The 21,074-nt window shown below is 34.6% G+C and carries 19 protein-coding genes and 1 pseudogene; 12 read left to right on the forward strand and 8 right to left on the reverse strand.

The window, feature by feature from the left end; all coding sequences use genetic code 11:
• The first annotated feature begins 69 nt into the window (after nucleotides 1-69).
• Nucleotides 70-1,263: a formamidase gene (gene fmdA, locus CD155_RS06885; RefSeq protein ID WP_044466642.1), complete on the forward strand. Its 1,194-nt coding sequence runs from the start codon at nucleotides 70-72 to the stop codon at nucleotides 1,261-1,263.
• Nucleotides 1,263-1,529, forward strand: coding sequence for an FmdB family zinc ribbon protein (locus CD155_RS06890; protein ID WP_002444755.1), 267 nt, complete (start codon nucleotides 1,263-1,265; stop codon nucleotides 1,527-1,529). The genes fmdA and CD155_RS06890 overlap by 1 nt, the downstream gene beginning before the upstream one ends.
• An 85-nt stretch (nucleotides 1,530-1,614) precedes the next feature.
• Here the strand turns inward: CD155_RS06890 and CD155_RS06895 are convergent, their stop codons facing one another.
• Both CD155_RS06895 and CD155_RS06900 read right to left on the reverse strand, forming a co-directional pair.
• Nucleotides 1,615-2,202 (reverse strand): TetR/AcrR family transcriptional regulator, encoded by a 588-nt coding sequence (locus CD155_RS06895; RefSeq protein ID WP_103212892.1) that lies wholly within the window; start codon nucleotides 2,200-2,202, stop codon nucleotides 1,615-1,617.
• Nucleotides 2,203-2,414: 212 nt separating this feature from the next.
• Complete coding sequence (locus CD155_RS06900) at nucleotides 2,415-2,999, reverse strand: TetR/AcrR family transcriptional regulator (RefSeq protein ID WP_103212893.1); 585 nt, start codon at nucleotides 2,997-2,999, stop codon at nucleotides 2,415-2,417.
• A gap of 658 nt (nucleotides 3,000-3,657) precedes the next feature.
• Between CD155_RS06900 and CD155_RS06905 the strand changes: the two genes are divergently transcribed.
• The 8 genes and pseudogenes from CD155_RS06905 (at nucleotide 3,658) to hisF (ending at nucleotide 10,580) form a co-directional block, all read left to right on the forward strand.
• A complete protein-coding gene (locus CD155_RS06905; protein ID WP_103212894.1) occupies nucleotides 3,658-4,473 on the forward strand; it encodes an ATP phosphoribosyltransferase regulatory subunit in 816 nt (271 codons plus the stop codon).
• 28 nt (nucleotides 4,474-4,501) lie between these two features.
• On the forward strand, nucleotides 4,502-5,116 hold the full coding sequence (gene hisG, locus CD155_RS06910) for an ATP phosphoribosyltransferase (RefSeq protein WP_103212895.1): 615 nt from the start codon (nucleotides 4,502-4,504) through the stop codon (nucleotides 5,114-5,116).
• Complete coding sequence (hisD, locus tag CD155_RS06915; RefSeq protein ID WP_103212896.1) at nucleotides 5,109-6,353, forward strand: histidinol dehydrogenase; 1,245 nt, start codon at nucleotides 5,109-5,111, stop codon at nucleotides 6,351-6,353. Before hisG ends, hisD begins: the two co-directional genes overlap by 8 nt.
• A 13-nt stretch (nucleotides 6,354-6,366) precedes the next feature.
• On the forward strand, nucleotides 6,367-7,371 hold the full coding sequence (locus CD155_RS06920) for a pyridoxal phosphate-dependent aminotransferase (RefSeq protein WP_172605798.1): 1,005 nt from the start codon (nucleotides 6,367-6,369) through the stop codon (nucleotides 7,369-7,371).
• Nucleotides 7,349-7,927 carry an imidazoleglycerol-phosphate dehydratase HisB gene (hisB, locus tag CD155_RS06925; RefSeq protein WP_103212897.1) on the forward strand — a complete coding sequence of 193 codons (579 nt, stop codon included), beginning with the start codon at nucleotides 7,349-7,351 and terminating at the stop codon, nucleotides 7,925-7,927. The genes CD155_RS06920 and hisB overlap by 23 nt, the downstream gene beginning before the upstream one ends.
• The gene (gene hisH, locus CD155_RS06930; RefSeq protein WP_103212898.1) at nucleotides 7,924-8,502 is read left to right on the forward strand and encodes an imidazole glycerol phosphate synthase subunit HisH; all 579 of its coding nucleotides are present in this window, start codon (nucleotides 7,924-7,926) and stop codon (nucleotides 8,500-8,502) included. Before hisB ends, hisH begins: the two co-directional genes overlap by 4 nt.
• Nucleotides 8,495-9,199: a 1-(5-phosphoribosyl)-5-((5-phosphoribosylamino)methylideneamino)imidazole-4-carboxamide isomerase gene (gene hisA / locus CD155_RS06935; protein WP_044466635.1), complete on the forward strand. Its 705-nt coding sequence runs from the start codon at nucleotides 8,495-8,497 to the stop codon at nucleotides 9,197-9,199. The genes hisH and hisA overlap by 8 nt, the downstream gene beginning before the upstream one ends.
• A pseudogene (gene hisF / locus CD155_RS13100) lies at nucleotides 9,196-10,580 on the forward strand (imidazole glycerol phosphate synthase subunit HisF). The gene hisA and the pseudogene hisF overlap by 4 nt, the downstream one beginning before the upstream one ends.
• Before the next feature lie 89 nt (nucleotides 10,581-10,669).
• Here hisF and CD155_RS06950 read toward each other — a convergent pair.
• Nucleotides 10,670-12,928 carry an ATP-binding cassette domain-containing protein gene (locus CD155_RS06950; RefSeq protein WP_103212901.1) on the reverse strand — a complete coding sequence of 753 codons (2,259 nt, stop codon included), beginning with the start codon at nucleotides 12,926-12,928 and terminating at the stop codon, nucleotides 10,670-10,672.
• A gap of 49 nt (nucleotides 12,929-12,977) precedes the next feature.
• Nucleotides 12,978-13,763, reverse strand: a complete 786-nt coding sequence (locus tag CD155_RS06955; protein ID WP_172605799.1) for an arylamine N-acetyltransferase family protein — start codon at nucleotides 13,761-13,763, stop codon at nucleotides 12,978-12,980.
• 404 nt (nucleotides 13,764-14,167) lie between these two features.
• Between CD155_RS06955 and lip the strand changes: the two genes are divergently transcribed.
• The gene (gene lip / locus CD155_RS06960) at nucleotides 14,168-16,390 is read left to right on the forward strand and encodes a YSIRK-targeted triacylglycerol lipase (protein ID WP_103212903.1); all 2,223 of its coding nucleotides are present in this window, start codon (nucleotides 14,168-14,170) and stop codon (nucleotides 16,388-16,390) included.
• Between the two features lie 204 nt (nucleotides 16,391-16,594).
• Here the strand turns inward: lip and icaC are convergent, their stop codons facing one another.
• Genes icaC through icaA form a run of 4 tightly spaced genes read right to left on the reverse strand, consistent with a single transcriptional unit; the run spans nucleotide 16,595 to nucleotide 20,025 of the window.
• Nucleotides 16,595-17,668 (reverse strand): polysaccharide intercellular adhesin biosynthesis/export protein IcaC, encoded by a 1,074-nt coding sequence (gene icaC / locus CD155_RS06965; RefSeq protein ID WP_103212904.1) that lies wholly within the window; start codon nucleotides 17,666-17,668, stop codon nucleotides 16,595-16,597.
• Complete coding sequence (icaB, locus tag CD155_RS06970; protein WP_103212905.1) at nucleotides 17,655-18,524, reverse strand: intercellular adhesin biosynthesis polysaccharide N-deacetylase; 870 nt, start codon at nucleotides 18,522-18,524, stop codon at nucleotides 17,655-17,657. Before icaB ends, icaC begins: the two co-directional genes overlap by 14 nt.
• The gene (gene icaD / locus CD155_RS06975; protein WP_037541753.1) at nucleotides 18,521-18,826 is read right to left on the reverse strand and encodes an intracellular adhesion protein IcaD; all 306 of its coding nucleotides are present in this window, start codon (nucleotides 18,824-18,826) and stop codon (nucleotides 18,521-18,523) included. The genes icaB and icaD overlap by 4 nt, the downstream gene beginning before the upstream one ends.
• Nucleotides 18,790-20,025, reverse strand: coding sequence for a poly-beta-1,6 N-acetyl-D-glucosamine synthase IcaA (gene icaA, locus CD155_RS06980; RefSeq protein WP_103212906.1), 1,236 nt, complete (start codon nucleotides 20,023-20,025; stop codon nucleotides 18,790-18,792). Before icaA ends, icaD begins: the two co-directional genes overlap by 37 nt.
• Nucleotides 20,026-20,190: 165 nt before the next feature.
• On the opposite strand from icaA, the gene CD155_RS06985 reads away from it, so the two are divergent.
• On the forward strand, nucleotides 20,191-20,763 hold the full coding sequence (locus CD155_RS06985) for a TetR/AcrR family transcriptional regulator (protein ID WP_002444719.1): 573 nt from the start codon (nucleotides 20,191-20,193) through the stop codon (nucleotides 20,761-20,763).
• Nucleotides 20,764-21,074: the final 311 nt, after the last annotated feature.

Here is a 21,074-nt window from a genome sequence, read left to right on the forward strand (position 1 = left end):
TAATATTCAATTGACAGAATGTTCCGACATAATCAAGCGTTATAACTTTCATACAAGGGGGTTAGGCCCATGCCTAAAAAGTTATTTAGTATTGATTTAAACAAGACAATGGATCAACAAGCGCATCCAGGACATAACAGATGGCATCCAGATATTCCGGCAGCATTTTCAGTAGAACCTGGAGAATCATTTAGAATGGAATGTTTAGACTGGACTGATGGACAAGTAGGAAATAATGATGACGCAAATGAAATTAAATATGTCAATTTGAATCGTGTCCATGTATTAAGTGGTCCTGTGTATGTGAATGGTGTCGAACCAGGAGATTTACTTGTCGTTGATATTCTAGACATCGGAACTTTTCCTGAACATGAATGGGGATTTAACGGTATCTTTGATAAAACGAATGGAGGCAGTTTCTTAGTGGACCATTATCCTAATGCGGCCAAGTCTATTTGGGATTTCAATGGAATCTATGCTACTAGTCGACATGTTCCAGGGGTCGAATTTGCAGGGGTTATTCATCCGGGGTTAATCGGAGTGGCACCATCCCAAGAAATGTTAGATGAATGGAATCGTCGTGAACGTGCGCTTGTCGATACAGACCCAGACCGTGAACCTGTGTTAGCGAATTTACCTACTGAGGATGCGGCAGTATTAGGTACGCTTAAAGGAAGAGACTTTGATCGTGTAGCTAAAGAAGGCGCACGTACAGTTCCGCCTCGTGAAAATGGGGGCAACTGTGATATCAAAGATTTATCAAAAGGGTCTCGAATTTACTTCCCAGTTCATGTTAAAGGTGCCAAATTATCTGTAGGTGATTTACATTTTTCTCAAGGTGATGGAGAAATTACATTCTGTGGTGGTATTGAAATGCCAGGATGGATTGAATTACGCGTGAATGTCATTAAAAATGGGATGGAAAAGTATCATATTAAGAAAAATCCAACATTCAAACCAGGTCCACTTCTACCAAATTATAATGATTATATTGTCTTCGAAGGTATTTCTGTAAATGAATTTACAGGTGAACAAAAATATAATGATGCGACCACTGCATACAGAAATGCGGTGCTTAATGCGATTGAATTCTTGAAAACACGAGGATTCACTGGAGAGCAAGCTTATATGCTACTAGGTACAGCGCCAGTGCAAGGCACAGTTGCCGGTATCGTAGATGTTCCGAATGCCTGCTGTACGATTGCGATTCCGAGAGAGATATTTAAAGACGATATTGTACCGAGTTTGGAGCCTGATGAATAATGCCAAAATATACTTATGATTGTTCAACGTGTGGGCCATTTACAATGAGACAATCCATGAATGAACAACATGAATATGCTTATTGTCCACATTGTGGCGACACATCTACACGTGTATTTAACGCTTTTCAAACTTATAAAATGGATGGGAAATTAAAGCAACGTATTGAAAAGGGACAACAACCTCGTGTTGTTACTAAAGATAAGTTGCCGACAAATAAACGTAAAAAAGCCACACAAGGAAGACCTTGGATGGCAGGACACTAAGCGCTAAAATAAGAACCTTCGCTAAATAATGACACAATTGGGGGTCATATCACTATCTAGCGAGGGTTTTCATCTATAATAGTTATTAAAATTTTTTAATGTGTGTTTCTCTAATGCCATTTATAATTTTGACGACTTCTAGTGTTAAATCTTCGACTGAACGCTTTTGTCCCTCTTTTAACCAAGCATAAATAATGCGCAAGATACCACCAGCCATGAATTCCATGTAAACTTCTAAATCAATATTAAATCGAATGCCATGACGGATGTCGAAATTAACCTGTCTTTCAACACCCTTATAAAGCTGGTTATATACAATGCGGGTAATTTCGTCATAATAGGCAATAGTAAAGACGCTTTGGATGGTATCTCTATTTTCTATTAAAAAATAAAGCGTCTCCCTAACTATATTTTCGAAATATGTTTTCGGTTCTTTCACCAATAAATTATCTAAATGAGATTCATGCAAACTGTTGAAAAAGTTAGCTAGAACTTGGTTTAATAAATCATATTTATCACTGTAATGACGATAGAAAGTTGAGCGACGTACCATAGCTCGATCACACAAATCTTGAACAGTAATTTGACTAAAATTCTTCGTCTTAAGTAGTTCTAAGAATGAATCCATAAGCGCACGCTGTGTCTTCTTAACACGTAAATCATTGTTATTCATTTTTTATTCACCTCATTAATCCGACACTTCAAAATCTGTGTGATTGATGCATATATTATTTGATGGTTGCTCTGTAAAATAATTTCTGAGCGTTGCAAATTAATAATTAACAGCATTTACTATAGTACTTCACTTATAGCACGAACACAATTGCATTGTACTACTTTTATCGTTGAAAATGGTGTTGAGGTGTATGGTCGAGATAGTACTTTTTAAAATTTAGCATGATAATTATGTACACCATTCAGAATAGTAACCACTTCTTTTGTTAAATCATCTATTGAACGTTCTTGGCCGTCTTGAATCCATGCATACATTGTACGTAATATGCCTCCTGCAATAAAGTCAGCAAGAATATCTATATCCACATTAAATTCAACCCCATGACGTATTTCAAACTGTATTTGAGCTTTCATACCTTCATACAATTGCTCATATATAATATCAGTCACTTCATCATAGAGTACCATAGTTAGTACGTTTTGAACAATGGGTTTATGTTCATATAAATAATCCAATGATTCACGAATCACTTTCTCGAAGTGGGGTCTAGGATCATCTGGATTTAAAGTTGTAGAATGTTTCTCTCTCACTCTAAAAATCAACTTTTGTATTAATAATTTAAGTAAATCATACTTATCGTCGAAACGTCTATAGAATGTTGAACGTCTGACTAAAGCTTTGTCACATAAATCTTGGACGGTAATTTGACCAAAATCTTTCGTTCTTAGCGTTTCAAATAAAGCATTTAATAATGCTTGTTCAGTTTTTTCTACACGCAGATCTTTATTTTTCATTATACACCTCTTAAAATGAGACATTTATTAAAATATGTCACATAAGTATCAGATGGCTTAATTTGCATTCACATTCTTTGATTTAAAATTGATATAATCCTAATTGTGATTACAATTGAATAAATCTTTTGAGTGGGCAATGATATTACTATATAAGCCATACTAACTCATTAAATTGGGCTTTATGGGTTAGTATGTTTTGTGTGGTAATTAGAGTATACTGTTAATTTTTTCTCAAAATCACTTACGCAGCTTCATGCTGCATCCCTAAATTTTTGTGTATTAATGTAGTCATAGTATCTCTAGTTATTGCGTGTGTTGAGCAAAATGCTAATCGTTATCGATTGGTATTTTGCTTTTTTTGTGGAGAATTTTAAAAATATGTGCAAGCAACAGAGTTTTAAATTTAAAATTGCTTAAAGATAATATGTATAACTACATTTTAGAATAATATATCTATTAGAGTTAAACAAGGTGTATATGAGATTAAAAGAAGATGATGTGTGGATGAGTTAAAATGCAAAGGTAAAACTGTGTTTATAATTGAAAGAATTTTCAGAAAAATACTTGTAATATTAATTTCGTCATGGTAGTTTAATACTACATTTTCACTTTAGTACAATATAGCATTAAAGTGTTTGGGCCGAGGTGACATCTTGTGAGTAAATTAGACATAATTTCGATTAAAGAAAAGGAATTAGCATTTCTAAAGTATTTCAAACAACAAGGTTATCAACTTGTTGATTTTAATTTAATAGAAAAGTTGAACTGGGGAAATCTTACGCATGAAGATTTACAACAAATGGAAGAACGTCATTTTTGGCAACATCATAAACACTTATATGCCTTAAGAAACGATTTTACTGATCAATTATTTAGATATTACTCAGCTTATCCTTCAAATCACCAACAAGTTGCGTATGCTGGTGACATTATTAGAAATAATAAAGTGATTAAACAAATAGGAATCGAAAATTATCATCCTTCACGTGAAGTCATTAAAAACAGTTTTATACATTTTCACAAATTCATTAAAAGCGGTCTTCATGATCGTATACAATTTGTGATTCTTGGACACTATCAATTGATCGATGCACTTCTAGACCAACAGTTTCAAACACCCGACGTAGTAGAAATGATTGAAGAAAGAAATATATCAGGTTTGGTTAACAAATTGGGTGTGCATCATCCGCTTATTCGAATATTGAAAGAGAACACATTAAATCAACTCCAGTTGCTTCCTAATTACCTCAGTGCTAACCATCCTGCGCTTCAAACATTGCAATTGTGGGAAGGATGGCTAAAATCATGGGGGTTAAAAGATATTCATCTGGATATTACTGCACAGCCGCCAAGGTCTTATTACAAGGGTGTATTTATCAAATGTCATTTAGAACACTCGCACGAAAGTGTGTTAACAGGCGGGTACTACCATGGTGAGTTAGAAGGATTTGGCTTAGGTTTGACGCTGTAATTTTATAAAAGGGGAAGGAGCGAATGTCATGTTACGTGTAGCATTAGCAAAAGGGCGATTATTAGACAGTTTCATAGACTATTTACAGCGAATAAAACAGATAGACATGTCTGAGGCTTTATTATCGAGAAAAAGGTTATTACTGCTTACTGTAGATAGCATTGAATTTATTCTAGTTAAAGGTAGCGATGTACCTACATATGTTGAGCAAGGTATTGCAGATGTTGGGATTGTCGGGAGTGATGTGCTAAACGAACACAAATTTAATATTAATAACTTATTAGATTTGCCATTTGGGAAATGTCACTTTGCTTTAGCTTCTAAACCTCAAACGACGGCGTACAAAAAAGTAGCGACGAGCTATATTCATACGGCCACACAGTACTTTGCCAACCAAGGAATGGATGTTGAACTCATTTATTTAAATGGTTCAGTCGAACTTTCATGTCTTGTTGACATGGTTGACGGGATTGTAGACATCGTACAAACAGGTACAACACTTAAGGCGAATGGTCTTGTTGAGAAGAGACATATTGGAGATATCAATGCCAAGTTAATTACGAATAAAGAGGCATATTTCAAGAAATCTACTGAAATAGAAAGGTTAATTAAGCAATTGGGGGTGTCTATTGACTATGCTTAAAGCACAACAATTTATAGAACAATTTGCTCAGAATGAAACATTAGACGAATCACTGTATCCGTTAGTACGAGATATATGTGAGGAAGTCAAATTAAAAGGGGACCGTGCACTAAAAAATTATAATTTAACATTTGACCATGTGAAAACAGATCAATTAGAAGTGGCTCAATCTAAACTCAAAGAAGCTTATGATAAATTAGATGAAACAACACGACATGCCCTTGAACAAAGTTATAGACGAATTAAAGCCTATCAAGAAAAGATTAAGACAAATATGACCCAACTTAAAAGCGAGGAATGCTACGAAATCTATCATCCTATTGAGCGCGTAGGGATTTATGTTCCAGGAGGTAAAGCGAGTTATCCTTCTACGGTACTAATGACGGCAATGCTTGCACAAGTAGCCGGGGTAGAGCATATTACCGTCGTTACACCACCTCAAGCGGACGGGATTTGTAAAGAAGTATTAGCAGCTTGTTACATTACTGGCGTGAACCATGTTTATCAGGTCGGTGGGGCTCAAAGTATTGCCGCGTTGACGTATGAAACAGACGCTATTGAGAAGGTCGATAAAATTGTAGGACCAGGCAATCAATTTGTAGCCTATGCTAAAAAGTATGTCTTCGGGCAGGTAGGTATCGATCAAATTGCCGGACCTACAGAGATTGCGTTAATTATAGACAACACTGCAGACTTAGATGCGATTACCTATGATGTCTTCGCACAAGCAGAACATGATGAAATGGCACGTACTTATGTAATTAGTGAAGATGAGCACGTATTAAACCAACTAAAAACTAAAATAACTAAAGCGCTCGCAGATGCGAAACGTAAAGATATTATTTCGAAAAGTATCGCTCAACATCATTATTTAATTTTAGCTTCAAATCATGACGAAGCATGCCAAGTTATGAACACGATTGCCCCAGAACACGCATCTATTCAAACAAAAGCACCAGAAACATACGTTGAAAAAATTAAATATGTAGGTGCGTTATTTTTAGGACATTATTCTCCTGAAGTGATCGGTGACTATGTAGCTGGACCTAGCCACGTCCTTCCAACAAACCAAACTGCTAGATTTTCAAATGGATTAACAGTAAATGATTTTATGACGCGCAATTCAGTGATTCAGTTAACGCAACAAACCTTTAAAGAGGTCGCGCATTCAGCAGAACACATTGCACATATTGAATCTTTATATAATCATGAAAAGTCTATTCAAATACGCAATTAAGGAGGGACACATATTGATACGTATAGATAAGAATGAAAGTCCCATTGCACCTTTATCACAGGTTCAACTTAATGAAATTTTGAAAGACATGCAATATAACTTATATCCTGACGAAGAATATCAACGATTTAGAGAAGCTTATGCTTCATTTTATAAATTAAAGCCAAATCAAGTGATTGCGGCAAATGGTTCAGATGAATTAATTCAAAAACTGATGTTGATTATGCCAGAAGGACCCGTACTCACGTTAAACCCTGACTTCTTCATGTATCAAGCGTATGCTGCACAAGTACAACGTCCTATTGAATTTGTAGAATCTGATCAAGATTTACAATTTAATTTGCAACACATTTTAGATCGGATTGAAGTGGTTCGCCCATCATTTTTCATTATGAGTAATCCACATAATCCGACTGGAAAGCAATTTGATATGACTTTCATTAACTCAATAAGTGAGAAATTGAATAAGATAGGTAGTTACTTTGTTATAGATGAAGCATATCTTGATTACGGTCAACCTTACGAGGTTCCGAATACCCCTCATGTTATTCGCATGCGTACACTTTCGAAAGCTTTTGGTATAGCAGGGTTACGCCTTGGTATCATCATCGGTCACGAAGCAACGATTCGTTTGATTCAACGTATAGAACATCCTTATCCACTTAATAGTTTCACATTGAAAGTGGCTACGTCACTTTTTATTTCTGAAAATGACACAACAGCATTTTTAAAGAGACAGCGTGCACTAGCGACACGATTGAAAGCGATTTTCACCAAGCATGTTGCAGACGTTATCAAAGTGTATCCTTCCTATACAAACTTTGTCTTAACTAAAGGCAAACTCGCGCATGATTTAGGGGAATTTATTTTCAAAAATGGGTTTAAACCACGAATTTATGAAGAAGAAAATATGAAGGATTATGTCCGTTATTCTATAGCCACTGAGGAACAGCTTGAGCAATTAGAAGGCATTGTTAAAGAATGGAGAGAGCGTTATGACTTATCGAAAAATACGTAACACCAATGAAACACAATTAAATATTGAACTTGCTAATAATGGTCAACCATCTCATATCGATACGGGCGTAGGTTTCTTAGATCATATGCTGACACTTTTTACGTTTCACAGTGGTTTAACTCTAAATATTGTAGCGAACGGTGATACATATGTAGATGATCATCATGTTACTGAAGATATTGGTATTGTCATAGGTCAATTGTTACAAGAACTGACACGTGACCAAAGAAGCTTCACTCGGTATGGAAGTGCCTATATACCAATGGATGAAACGCTCGCACGTACGATTGTAGATATTAGCGGTCGTCCTTATCTTTCTTTTAACGCCAATCTCAGTAAGGAAAAGGTAGGCACATTTGATACTGAACTAGTTGAAGAATTCTTTCGAGCGTTAGTGATTAATGCGCGTTTAACCGTTCATATTGATTTAATTCGAGGTGGCAATACGCATCATGAAATTGAAGCGATATTTAAATCATTTGCTAGAGCGTTAAAGGTAGCGCACATGCCTACTAAAGATGGTCTTATTCCTTCATCTAAAGGTGTGATTGAATGATTGCAGTTATAGATTACGGTTTAGGAAACATCAGTAACGTAACTAGAGCTATTAAACATTTAGGGTATGAAGTCGTTTTGACGTGTGAAGAAGCAGAAATGATGTCTGCTGATGCTATCGTTTTGCCAGGTGTAGGTCATTTCAAAGATGCAATGGTATCCATTCACTCTAAAGGGTTAGATCAAATCTTAAAAAAGATTGATGGCACACTGATTATTGGAATATGTCTAGGTATGCAGTTGTTATTTGAGCATAGTGCTGAAGGAGACGTCGATGGTTTAGGACTTGTCCCGGGAAATATTGTGCCGATTCAAACTTCGTATCCAGTACCTCATTTAGGATGGAATCAGTTACACAGTCAACATCCTTTATTACAAACCGATGTTTATTTTGTTCATTCGTATCAAGCAGAAATGTCTGAGCATGTTGTGGCGTATGCTAATTATGGTACTCAAGTTCCAGGCGTCATCCAATATCGTCATTACATTGGGATTCAATTTCACCCTGAGAAAAGCGGTGAACATGGCTTAGCCATTTTAAAGCAGGCATTGAAAGGCGGTTTTATTGATGATTGAATTATGGCCAGCAATCGATCTCATAAATTCAACAAGTGTTAGATTAACAGAAGGTAAATATGAGTCCGAAGAAAAGATGGAAAGATCTGTTGAAGACAGTATCGAATTTTATAGTCAGTTCGAGAGTGTGAAACGTATCCATATCGTCGATTTAATTGGTGCGAAAGCTAAAGAAGCGAGAGAACTGGATTATATTAAAACATTGAGAGGCCGTACACATAAGCCAATTGAAGTAGGAGGCGGCATTCGTACAATATCGACAATTGAAGACTATTTTAACGCTGGTATTGATTACTGCATCGTTGGCACGAAAGGTATTCAACATCCTCAATGGTTAAGTGAAATTGCCAATCATTTTCCAGGAAAAATTTATCTATCAGTGGATGCGTATCAAGAAGATATTAAGATCAATGGTTGGGAAGAAGATGCACAACTCAATTTGTTTGAATTCGTATCGCAAATAGAAGGATTACCGCTTGGTGGGATTATTTATACAGATATTTCAAAGGACGGAAAGTTATCAGGGCCAAACTTTGAGATCACAGGTCGACTAGCTGAGTTTACAAATTTACCTATCATTGCGTCTGGTGGCATAAGACATCAACATGATTTGAAACGTTTAGAGCAACTTAATGTACATGCGGCCATCATTGGTAAAGCTGCACATCATGCATCATTTTGGGAGGGGTTATCTTGATTAAGAAGAGAATTATTCCTTGTTTAGATGTGAAGGATGGTCGTGTAGTGAAAGGGGTTCAATTTAAAGGATTGAGAGATATTGGAAACCCTGTTGATTTAGCTTTGTATTATAACGATGCAGGTGCAGATGAACTTGTCTTTTTAGATATTTCAAGAACTGAGGCAGGACATGATTTAATGCTCGAAGTGATAGAGGAAACGGCTAACCAACTCTTTATTCCTCTTACAATAGGAGGCGGCATTCAAACATTGGATGATATCACACAATTACTTCATCACGGTGCGGATAAAGTGTCATTGAATTCAAGCGCCCTAAAAAATCCTGAACTCATACGACAGGCGAGTGAAAAGTTTGGAAGACAATGTATATGTATCGCAATAGATAGTTATTACGATGAGAATAGACACGATTATTTCTGTACGACGCATGGCGGTAAAAAATTAACAGATGTCCGTGTCTATGACTGGGTTCAACAAGTAGAACATTTAGGCGCAGGAGAACTTCTCGTTACAAGTATGCGTCATGATGGGATGAAACAAGGGTTTGATATTGAACATTTGTCCGAGATAAAGTCCTTAGTTAATCTCCCAATAATAGCTTCAGGAGGCGGAGGAAACGCTCAGCATTTTGTAGAATTGTTTCGAAAAACAGATGTATCTGCAGGTTTAGCAGCAAGTATTTTACATGATAAAGAGACATCGGTTGATCAGATTAAAGAAACATTGCGCCAAGGAGGTATACCTGTAAGATGAGAAAAGATGTAGATTTTTCAAAAGGATTAGTGCCAGCCATTTTACAAGATGCGATGACAAATCAAGTATTAATGCTTGGTTACATGAACGAAGAAGCTTATCAAAAAACTGTAGATGAAGGTGTAGTCACTTTCTACTCAAGGTCTAAAGAACGATTATGGACGAAAGGTGAGTCTTCAGGACATACGCAAAGCGTTGTAGATATTTATATAGACTGTGATAATGATACATTACTTATTAAGGTCAACCCTAATGGGCCTACATGTCATACGGGGAGCCAAAGTTGTTTTAATACTGAAGTTCCTTTTGTTGTTCAATCGCTTCAACAAACAGTGCGTGAAAGTGCTAAGTCGAATAAAAGCAAGTCTTACACACAATACTTACTTAAAGAAGGGATAGAGAAAATTTCTAAAAAGTTTGGAGAAGAAGCTTTTGAGGTGGTCATTGGTGCAATGAAGCACAATCAACAAGAAGTGGTTAATGAAACAGCTGATGTCATGTATCATTTATTCGTATTATTGCATGCATTAGACATTCCATTTTCAGAAGTGGAAAAAGTGTTAGCGCAACGACATCAGAAAAGTAATAACTTTAAAGGTGAGAGAAAAGATATCCAACAATGGTAAATGAATCATCTTAGAAGAAAAGCCTCTGAACTGAAATGATTTAAAATTTCAGTTTAGAGGCTTTTTAATAGTATCAATGTTTATATGGGTTATTTGTGAATATAGCGATTTAAATGCTTTGCGGTAACTGAATTCTTTATTTTTAGTAGTCCGGCAGGCTGACCGCTATATAATAATTGGCCACCTTTATCTCCAGCATAAGGTCCAATATCGATAAACCAATCGGCTTGAGTCATCATTGTTAAATTATGTTCAATAAGAATAACGGTATTACCTTGTTCAATCAAATGGTTAAAGCAATCGATAAGGACAGGTAAATCATCTTCATGAAGTCCAGTCGTTGGTTCATCGAAAATAAAGATTTGATCGTGTACATCTTCAGTGAGATATCGACTTAATTTAACACGTTGAATTTCTCCACCAGACAAAGTATCTAAAGATTGACCTAAAGTCATATAGTTAAGCCCAGTGTTCGCTAATGCTTGAAGCGGACGAGTGATACTTTCTTGTCCGTGAAACTGCGTAATGGCTTCACTGACAGTGAGTGCTAAGATATCCGCGATAGAGTTACCATCTACTGTTGCTTCTAGTACTTCAGGGCGGTATCTTGTGCCATTGCACATCTCACAAATTTGGGAAAAGTCTGGCATAAATGCAAGTTCAGTTTTAATAACACCTTTACCATGGCATTCAGGACATGCACCCTCAGAATTATAACTAAACATGCTTTTTTTCATGCCCGTGTGTTGACTAAAGAAACTTCGTACGTCATCAAAGATATTTAGATACGTCAGTAAGTTAGATCTATTAGACGCATGAGGTGGTTTCTGATCGATAAAAATAGCACGATCATCGTGTTCAAATGCCGCTGAAATAAGCGAACTCTTTCCAGAACCGGCCACACCTGTTACGACGGTCATAGCTTGTTTAGGTAATTGCGTTGAAATATGATTCAAATTATTTCGTGAGATATCTTTGATATGAAACATCTCTGAAGTAGTTCTAGGATTCTCTTTGAGATTATGCTTTTTATTTAAAGCTTTACCCGTGCTCGTTTGAGATTGAAGTAAATCATCATATGTCCCCTCGAACATAATCTCTCCGCCATCTTTCCCTGCATTAGGTCCAATATCAATCACATGATCGGCTGTTTGTATTACATCTGGGTCGTGTTCGACCACAAGCACTGTGTTTCCTTTCTCTTTAAGCGACTGAATCATATCATTAATTCTTTGAATATCTTCAGGATGTAGTCCAACGCTTGGCTCATCAATAATATAAACTAAATCACTTAGTGGACTATTTAAATGTCTGATCAGTTTAATACGTTGAGATTCGCCACCTGACAGTGAAGTTGTTTCTCGTGATAAAGTTAAATAATTTAAACCGATATAGCTCAATGCCTGTAGTTGTTGCTTTAATGGTTCAATAATCACTTTGGCTGTATTTGAATTGATATTTTCTAGAAAATGAACGGCATCATCAATAGGTAAATCGGTGAAATCAGCGATATTCACACCATTGATTTTACAACTTAAAACTTTATCATTGAGTCTTTTACCATGACATGATGGACATTCATGTTTTGACACAACACGATCAATATCAGCTTTAAAACGTTTCTTTTCAAAATTATCATTAAGCAAGAAAGAACGTCTAAAGCGATGAATTAAACCTTCAAATTTTGCTGTTCTTGGCCAATTTGATGGCGGATTTTTTAATTTTGTAGGTTCGGTATATAAAAATGTATCCATTTCTTCTTTAGTATAGTCTTTTAATTTCTTATCATTATCAAATAACCCGGTATAGAGGTAACGTTTACCACGCCAACTGTCAGGTCTAAAGGAAGGGAATTTAATCGCGTCTTCATTTAGGGATTTATCGAAATCTAGTAATTCGTTTAAATCAATATCCTCTAAATAACCGAGACCTGAACATGTATCACACATGCCTTTAGGATTATTAAAAGAGAAAATATCTGAATATCCTACAAAGGGTTCTCCAATTCTTGACCACAACAGTCTTACAGAAGCATAAATATCTGAAATAGTACCTACAGTAGAACGTGAATTTCCGCCAAGACGTTTTTGATTTATAATCATGGCAACAGGCAAATGATTGATTTGATCGACATTCGGTTTTTCGTATTGAGTTAATTGGTGTTGCACATAACTTGAATATGTTTCGTTTAATAGTCGTTCTGACTCAGCGGCTATCGTATTAAAGACTAATGAAGACTTACCTGAGCCCGACCTCCCTGTAAATACAGTTAATTGATGTTTGGGGATGCTGACATCAATATTTTTAAGATTATTTTGTTTAGCTCCTAATATTTCAATGTTTGACATTCTTTTCACCTCATTATTCAACAATACCCTTGGTTGTCTAAAGTAATGATTAGTCTTCAAGTCTATCAATCGTTTCGTTTAGATTAAAATATTTTTTTAGAAAATGTTTGTAATTGTGAGCTGTAACATCATATTTTTCTTTAGAATCTCCATAGCTTAACGTGAGTGTGCGATGTGTCATTGTAGCCCGACCAAATGTTTGTGGCTGTGTGACAAGTAATTGTTTTACAAAAATAGAGTTCGGATTACTTTGGTTATAAACAATCTTATCATCAAAATCATGAATGAATTGAGGTTTTAATAGTGCATGGTACAACGTAACCCATTCGTTGTTTTTAAGTTTTTGAACATGATAGTAGTCTTCTGTATCTAAAATTGCACGAAATTCTCCATTAATATCAGAGATAACAGTAGGTTGGGAAACATGAGTAATTGGAATTGCATGTAACGGTAAATCACCAAAACCTACATCCGTAACGTAATATATACCGTCTATTTTCGTATATAAAGACATATGTGAACCTTCTAGAGAACGGCCACCATCAGGGGTATGAATGGTAGCTGAAGCACGATGAACATCAAACCCTTTCTCCTCTAAGTATGTTCCAAATAGATGATTCATTTCATAACAGAATCCACCTCGATGATTTAGGACGATTTTTCTGAAAAGATCTTCAATGTTAACAGAAATAGGAACTTGATTTTGAACACTAATATTTTCAAAGGGAACAGTCAGCATATAACGTTCCATCATATGATTAAGTGTTTCCACATTAAGGTTTTGATATTGAGATGTATTAATATTTAAATAGTTTTCAAATTGCAAACAATCCATAATTTTCATCCTCTTTATATAGTGATATTTAGCTATATTCATTTTAAAATATATCTTCTAGCTTGTAATTCCATGAGAATTCTTTTATATAATTGGTCAATTTAATTGCATGTAATTATTGACAATTTTTCAATATTACAGTATGATATGTTTTAAATTTAATCGAAAAAGATAAGTGTTTTATATTTTATATGCAACTCAAGAGTTTTGTATATACAAAAATTTTTTATATTAAATGTAAGCGTTTTCTTTTCGATAGAAAGGATGGTCATTATGGAAGCTATTAAAGCGGTTTTTAGTAAGCTATTCGAGTTACTACCACGCGCAATTATTAATTTATTCATTTAATCATTTATAATTGCGAAGTTCATTTTTAAAAAATTAAATAAATAGAGGTGCTACTAATGGAGACAAGAAAAAACAAGTATAGTATTCGCAAGTTTAGTGTGGGGACATCATCAATCTTGATAGCAGCATTATTATTTATCGGGGGTAATTCAGCTCAGGCTGCCGAGGAAAATCACAATCAGGGAACTTCGGACAATGAGATATCACAATCTATTGGGGCAAATAAAGAAAATGTGAATGAGCATCAGACAACGAAAAATGAGGAAACTCAATCAACGTCTGAACAACCGAATGTTAAAAATGATACGAATGATAAGACGAATCAACAAAATAGCTTACATAATGAGAATAACCAAAAAGACGTACATCAAAACACTGACAATGAAGAAAGTGCAACATCTCAAAACCAAGCACAAGAACAGTCAACAGGAAATCAAGGTCATCAACAAAGTGATTCAAAAGAAGATGTAAAACAACCTTCAACAACAGATGATGCACGTAAAACAGATCAAACATCAACTGAAAATACTAAAGAAAAGACACAGAACCAAAATGCTAAAACAGAAGCTGAAGATGCAGCACCAATGGAAAAAGCAGAGCATCACGAATCAACTGACAATCAAACTCAAATACCATCAAAAACTGAAAACAAATCAGACAATCAAGGTAACCAAGTGAGTGAGTCTGAAACACAAGATAAACAACAGACAAAAGAAAACGCACAAAATAGTAAAGATGAAGATGCGCAAACACTTACAAAAGAAAACACTGATGAAACAAAATCATCAAAAGATACAGATGACACAACAGCGACAGTGAAATCGCCTAAAGCTACATCGCAAAAAGATAATCAACCAGAGGCAGATAACCATCAAAAGGTGACAGCTCAAGATGACGCAACTTCAGAAGCTACACTAGCTACAACAAAGGATAGCGACGAATCCAAATCTTTAACTGTTGGCGATAAGGCAAATCCAACTTCGAACAAAGATGATTCTTCTGATAAAGATAAAGACTCTAAAGACGGATTAGGTACACTAAAAAATAATGCCGTCGCTACAACTAAAAAAAAATCCAAACAGCAAACAACACAACAAAATAAAGATCAAACAAATAAAAAGGCGAAACATAGTCAATATAAAAATCATGATCCAATTATCTTAGTTCACGGTTTCAATGGATTTACTGACGATATCAACCCTACGGTGCTATCACATTACTGGGGTGGCGATAAGATGAATATTCGTCAAGATTTAGAAGAAAATGGTTATGAAGCATATGAAGCAAGCATTAGTGCATTTAGTAGTAACTATGACCGTGCCGTAGAACTTTACTATTATATTAAAGGTGGAAGAGTAGACTATGGTGCAGCACATGCCGCAAGATATGGTCACAAACGTTACGGTAAAACATACGAAGGTGTCTACAAAGACTGGAAACCAGGTCAGAAAGTTCATCTTGTAGGACATAGTATGGGCGGACAAACAATTCGACAACTAGAAGAATTATTAAGACATGGTAACCCTGAAGAAGTAGAATACCAAAAAGAACATGGGGGTACCATTTCACCTTTATATAAAGGAAACAACGACAATATGGTATCTTCTATCACGACTTTAGCTTCACCGCATAATGGTACACACGCTTCAGATGAACTAGGTAACGAAGCCTTAGTACGCCAAGTGGTATTCGATGTAGGTAAGGCATTCGGTAGAAAAAATTCACGTGTAGACTTTGGCTTAGCGCAATGGGGTCTTAAACAAAAACCAAATGAATCATACATCGATTACGCGAAAAGAGTTCAAAATTCTAAATTATGGAAATCTCAAGATAATGGTTTCTATGATCTCACACGTGATGGTGCCACAGATCTGAATCGTAAAACATCATTAAATCCTAATATCGTTTATAAAACATATACAGGTGAATCAACGCATGCATCATTATTCGGTAGACAAAAAGCAGATTACAATCTATTCTTCCCATTCACGATAACTGCCAATGTAATTGGTAAAGCGACTGAAAAAGAGTGGAGAGAAAACGACGGTCTAGTATCGGTGATTTCAGCACAACATCCATTCAATCAAAAATATGTAAAAGCAACAGATAAAAATCAAAAAGGTGTATGGCAAGTCACACCAGTCAAACATGATTGGGACCATGTAGACTTTGTTGGACAAGACAGTTCAGATACAGTACGCACAAGAGAAGAACTACAACAATTTTGGCACAACCTTGCAGATGATTTAGTTCAAAGTGAACAATTAACTTCAAATTAATAAATAAGTCATTGAGAGTTGATAAGTAAAATCTATAAAGTGAAAGGGGTGAAATCCAATGTCAGGTACATTATTCCAATTAATCGGTTCATTCTTTAGAGTATTGAAAGTATTATTCTCATAAAAAAGTAATCCACCACAAACCCAAAGCGCCACCCGCAGAGATCCATCTATTTTATCTCTGCGGGTGGCGCTTTTCCAACATTAGTGTGATTTCCAACTAGGTTGATAATGATTAAACTGTAGCTTATACGGCTGTTTGCCAATAACGAACCTAAAAATATAAAATTCTCTCAATATCATACCAACACCAATGCAGATGCCGAGAATCATCAGCAAGGAAACGGCTAAGAAGACAACCGTGTTATCCTCAAAGATATTGGTATACGCAAATAGCGAATCCAAAATAATTGGATGTAGCAAATAAATAAAGAATGAAAATGCACTAATCATCTGAATCGTGTTAAGTAACATGGTTTTAAAGTGTGCGCAAATACCTACAAGTACAAAAAACATCACACTGTTATAAAGCGTGAGTGAATACGTAAAACTGGTTACATTCCAATAATCGTCCCCAGATATAGCAATAAATAGTACATATGAACCCAATGCTAGCATAATCATGATGACGAGATATTTTTCTAAGAATGATAGCACGCGTCCATAGTTGTACCCGATATAGCCACCTAAAAAGAAATAGAAAATCCATCCAAGTATCATCGTATTCTCACTTAATGGATAATAATGTTTTACAAATCCATGAAAAGCATCGCTATGATTAAAATAATATAAAAAAGCTTGTTGTATGACAAAGGCTAGCAATAATAAAAGCTTACTATTAAAAAGTTTATAATTAATCTTATAAATTACGTACGATAAAATGAAGAATTGCATGATAATAATGATGAAATAACCATACCATTGTCCCAAAATCACATTTTCAATAAATTGTTTTTTGAAAGACGAAGCGGTTAACAATGATTCACTATAACTATAAAATAGTCCCACTAATATATAAGGAATAAAGATATACTTAAAGCGAGAAAACAAATATTGCATGCTAACAGATTTATAATTTAATGTAGTTAACAACTGTGATAAAACGATAAAACTAGGTGTCCCAAATATGACTATATTTCTTATATAAAATTGCAGAATAAGCGAACTTCCTGAAAGATGTTCATGTTCTAAAGTGATTTGTGTTAATAAATGAGTGACAATAATGATGATATATATAAAAGTACGTAAGTATACTAATTCAAGTCTATTTTTCTTCATTGAAACCGTCCCATTTCTTAATTAAAGTTTCGAATGCATCGTTACTTACTAGAATACGAAGTATTTTGTAATTATTTACATTTGGAGTGACAGCTCTTTCACTTAATGTAAATCCGTATTTCATACCTGCATCTTTAGAAGCTTGAATTTTACTATTGTTGATTAGACCATAAGGGTAAGCGATGGCATGTTGATTTTTGCCAAATTTAGAATTTAACACATCTTCACTATCTTCAATATCCTTAGTAGCAGCAGGATTAGATGCTTCTAGAAACTTTGACTTATTTCCTTTCTTTAACGAATGTAGATTATTCGTGTGTGTTTCGAAATCCCAAAGGCCTGTACGATACATTTCTGATAATTGAGACTGAGTCATCATATCTAAATTATGGAAGTTTTGTTGACCAATATGTCCAGTAATCACAAATCCAGTTGCTGGAATTTTATATTTTTTTAATATTGGAAAGGCATTTTGATAAATAGTTTGATCCATATCATCGAAATTAATCCACACACTACGTTTTGGAAACTTACCTTTCTTTTTATACTTCAGAAACTCTTTTAAAGTAAGGAACTTTGCATCATGTTCCTTCAGCCATTTGATTTGTGACTCAAATTCTTTATCCGTCACACTATAATTCTTAATTTCCTTACTACTTGAAAATAAAGTTATAAAATCATTCAAGGGGTCATTTTTTCTAACTCTGTGATAGTTTAACGCTAAAGCGCTATTCTTGTGATACTTTAACTTCTTGTTGTCTTCATCAGCTTTTGCATTATGATGAAAGATTGGTGTTACATTCGTCATTACTAACATCATAATTAAGCTAATCAAGATAAATTTGAAAGGCTTCATGCTTCACGACCTTTCTTAATTTTTTGAAAAATCATACTAAAAGTAAAGAATATGAAAATAATGATTGAGAAAATCAGCATCAATTCAAATATCTTATAAATTTCTACGTTCTCCACATTGAGTGCAATACGTATCGTAATCACACTTTCAACTTGTGAATTGATAAGCGTCCCTATATATACAATCATGACAACGACACAATAAATCCAAAATGCGCAAGATATCGCGATGAATAAGCTCTCCCTAACTAAATTCAAAGACGATTTTACCGTTGGATATTTCCTCTGTCTGGGCTTGACCATGTAGCATAGCCACCTTTCTTTCTTTTTAATGCTTTAGGAAATGCGAAAATGACTACGGCGGCGTTGATAATCCAATAAACTGTTGGGTACCAACTCACAAAAATTAAACCAACTATATTTTTCTTTTCGTAGCGACTGTCTATAAATAAAGCAACTGTAAACTGAATGATGTTGATAAATGTCATCGTAAATGATGAAAGGAAAAAAATTGAAAAGCTATATTTCAAATATGTGTAATCTAAAAAGTTAGCAGTCATCAACAAAAATGCCAGGTATAACAGAATGATATAAACCCAAGTGATAGAGATGATTTGTTCAAACATGAGGATATAAAGTGACAATTTCTTAGATTTCATCGTTGCCCAAAAATCTCTAAGAAGTACTTCATGTCCACCTTGAGCCCATCTCACACGTTGTTTCCATAGACCACCAACTGTTTCAGGCACAAGCATCCAACATAATGCGCGTGGTTCATATAAGATATGAAACCCCGCTAGGTGTAATTTCCACGATACTGCTATATCTTCGGTAATCATATCAGTATCCCAATAGCCGACTTCTTTCAGTGCGCTTTTCTTAAATAATGTAAACACACCTGAAATGGTGTTAATCGCGCCAGCCAGTGATTGACTGCGTTTAATACATCCGATTAAGCTCGCATATTCTATCGTTTGTATCTTGCCTAAAATTGAACTCTTGTTGCGAATACGTGGGTTACCTGTGACAGCACCTAGTTTAGGATTTTTCTTGAAGTTGTCCATCATATAATACGGGGCATCTTGATCCACAATCGTATCTGCATCTAAGCACATCACGTAGTCATATGAAGCTTGCTTCACACCTTCGTTTAAAGCATTTGCTTTACCTCTATTAACTTGTAAATCTACAAACTTAAAGTCGTGATGTTTCTTCATATCATAAATAATGTCAGCAGTATTATCAGAACTGCCATCATTAATGATAATAATTTCCTTTTTTGCGTAATTAAGTGACAGGACATTCGATAGCGTATCTCTTACAGTTTCACTTTCGTTGTAACATGCTAGTAAGAAAGTGATGCCTTCAATTTGTTCATTGTTGTTGACTATATCTCGCTTATTAAAGGGCGATTCTTTAGTGAAAAAGTAATAAATTGAACCAACTATCCAGTAAATTGACATGAAAATAGGGTAAAAAAGCAAAAAGTTAAAAAATTGCATTTTATTTAACTACCTTTCGTTAGTTAGGTTGCATCGAATATATTAATCGAAAGTATTTCAATTTGCAATAGAATGTTGTTATACTTGAAAAGTAATATTTGTAATTTTAACTTAATTTTTCTGTAATATAACGATTAAAAATTAAATAAGGGGGAGATTTTAGAATTGAAGAATAAGATTATTGATAATGCAATAACCTTATTTTCTGAAAAGGGATATTACGGTACTACACTTGATGATATTGCTAAAAGTGTAAACATCAAAAAAGCAAGTTTATATTATCATTACAGCAATAAAGAAGAGATTTATCGTAAAAGTGTAGAAAACTGTTTTAACTACTTTAAAACGTTTATACTCGAAAACAACAGTGATTCTAACTACTCAATTGATGGGCTTTACCAGTTTTTATTTGAATTTATATTTGATATCGATGAAAGGTATATCAGGTTATATGTCCAATTATCCAGTGCACCAGACGAGTTAACACCAGAGATTCACAATCATCTCAAAGAAGTCAATGAAGTGCTAGATAGTGAAATTATAAGATATTATGATCCCTCCGAAATGTCTATGGGTAAAGAAGATTTTCAAAATTTGATACTCCTTTTTTTAGAGAGTTGGTATTTGCGAGCATCCTTTTCACAGAAATTCGGGGTTATTGAAGAAAATAAGAATTGCTATAAAGACCAAGTATATTCTTTATTAAATGTGTTTGTAAAAAATAATTTTGGTAACTAGTGTGTAATAAATTTCTTGTTTTTACATGAAATTGCATTGCATATTTTTTTGAAATCAAAAAATAGTTGACAACATTTATGAAAATTGAGATTCTTAAAGTATAGTTTATAAAATTTGAATTTTATGCAATTTCTTAGAAAAGTGAATAATTCAAATGTAATAAGAATTATTCATAAAAATGATTTACTTATGTATATAATTTTTGGCAGATGCTAAAATTTACAATAATAAAAAATGATAGCTTGATCATAATTGTTAAATTCACTTATACAATTGTTGATAGCCTTTCAACATGAGAGATAGTTACTAAT

Origin of the sequence: Staphylococcus caprae (genome assembly GCF_002902725.1) — a bacterium.
Taxonomy (GTDB): Bacteria; Bacillota; Bacilli; order Staphylococcales; family Staphylococcaceae; genus Staphylococcus; species Staphylococcus caprae.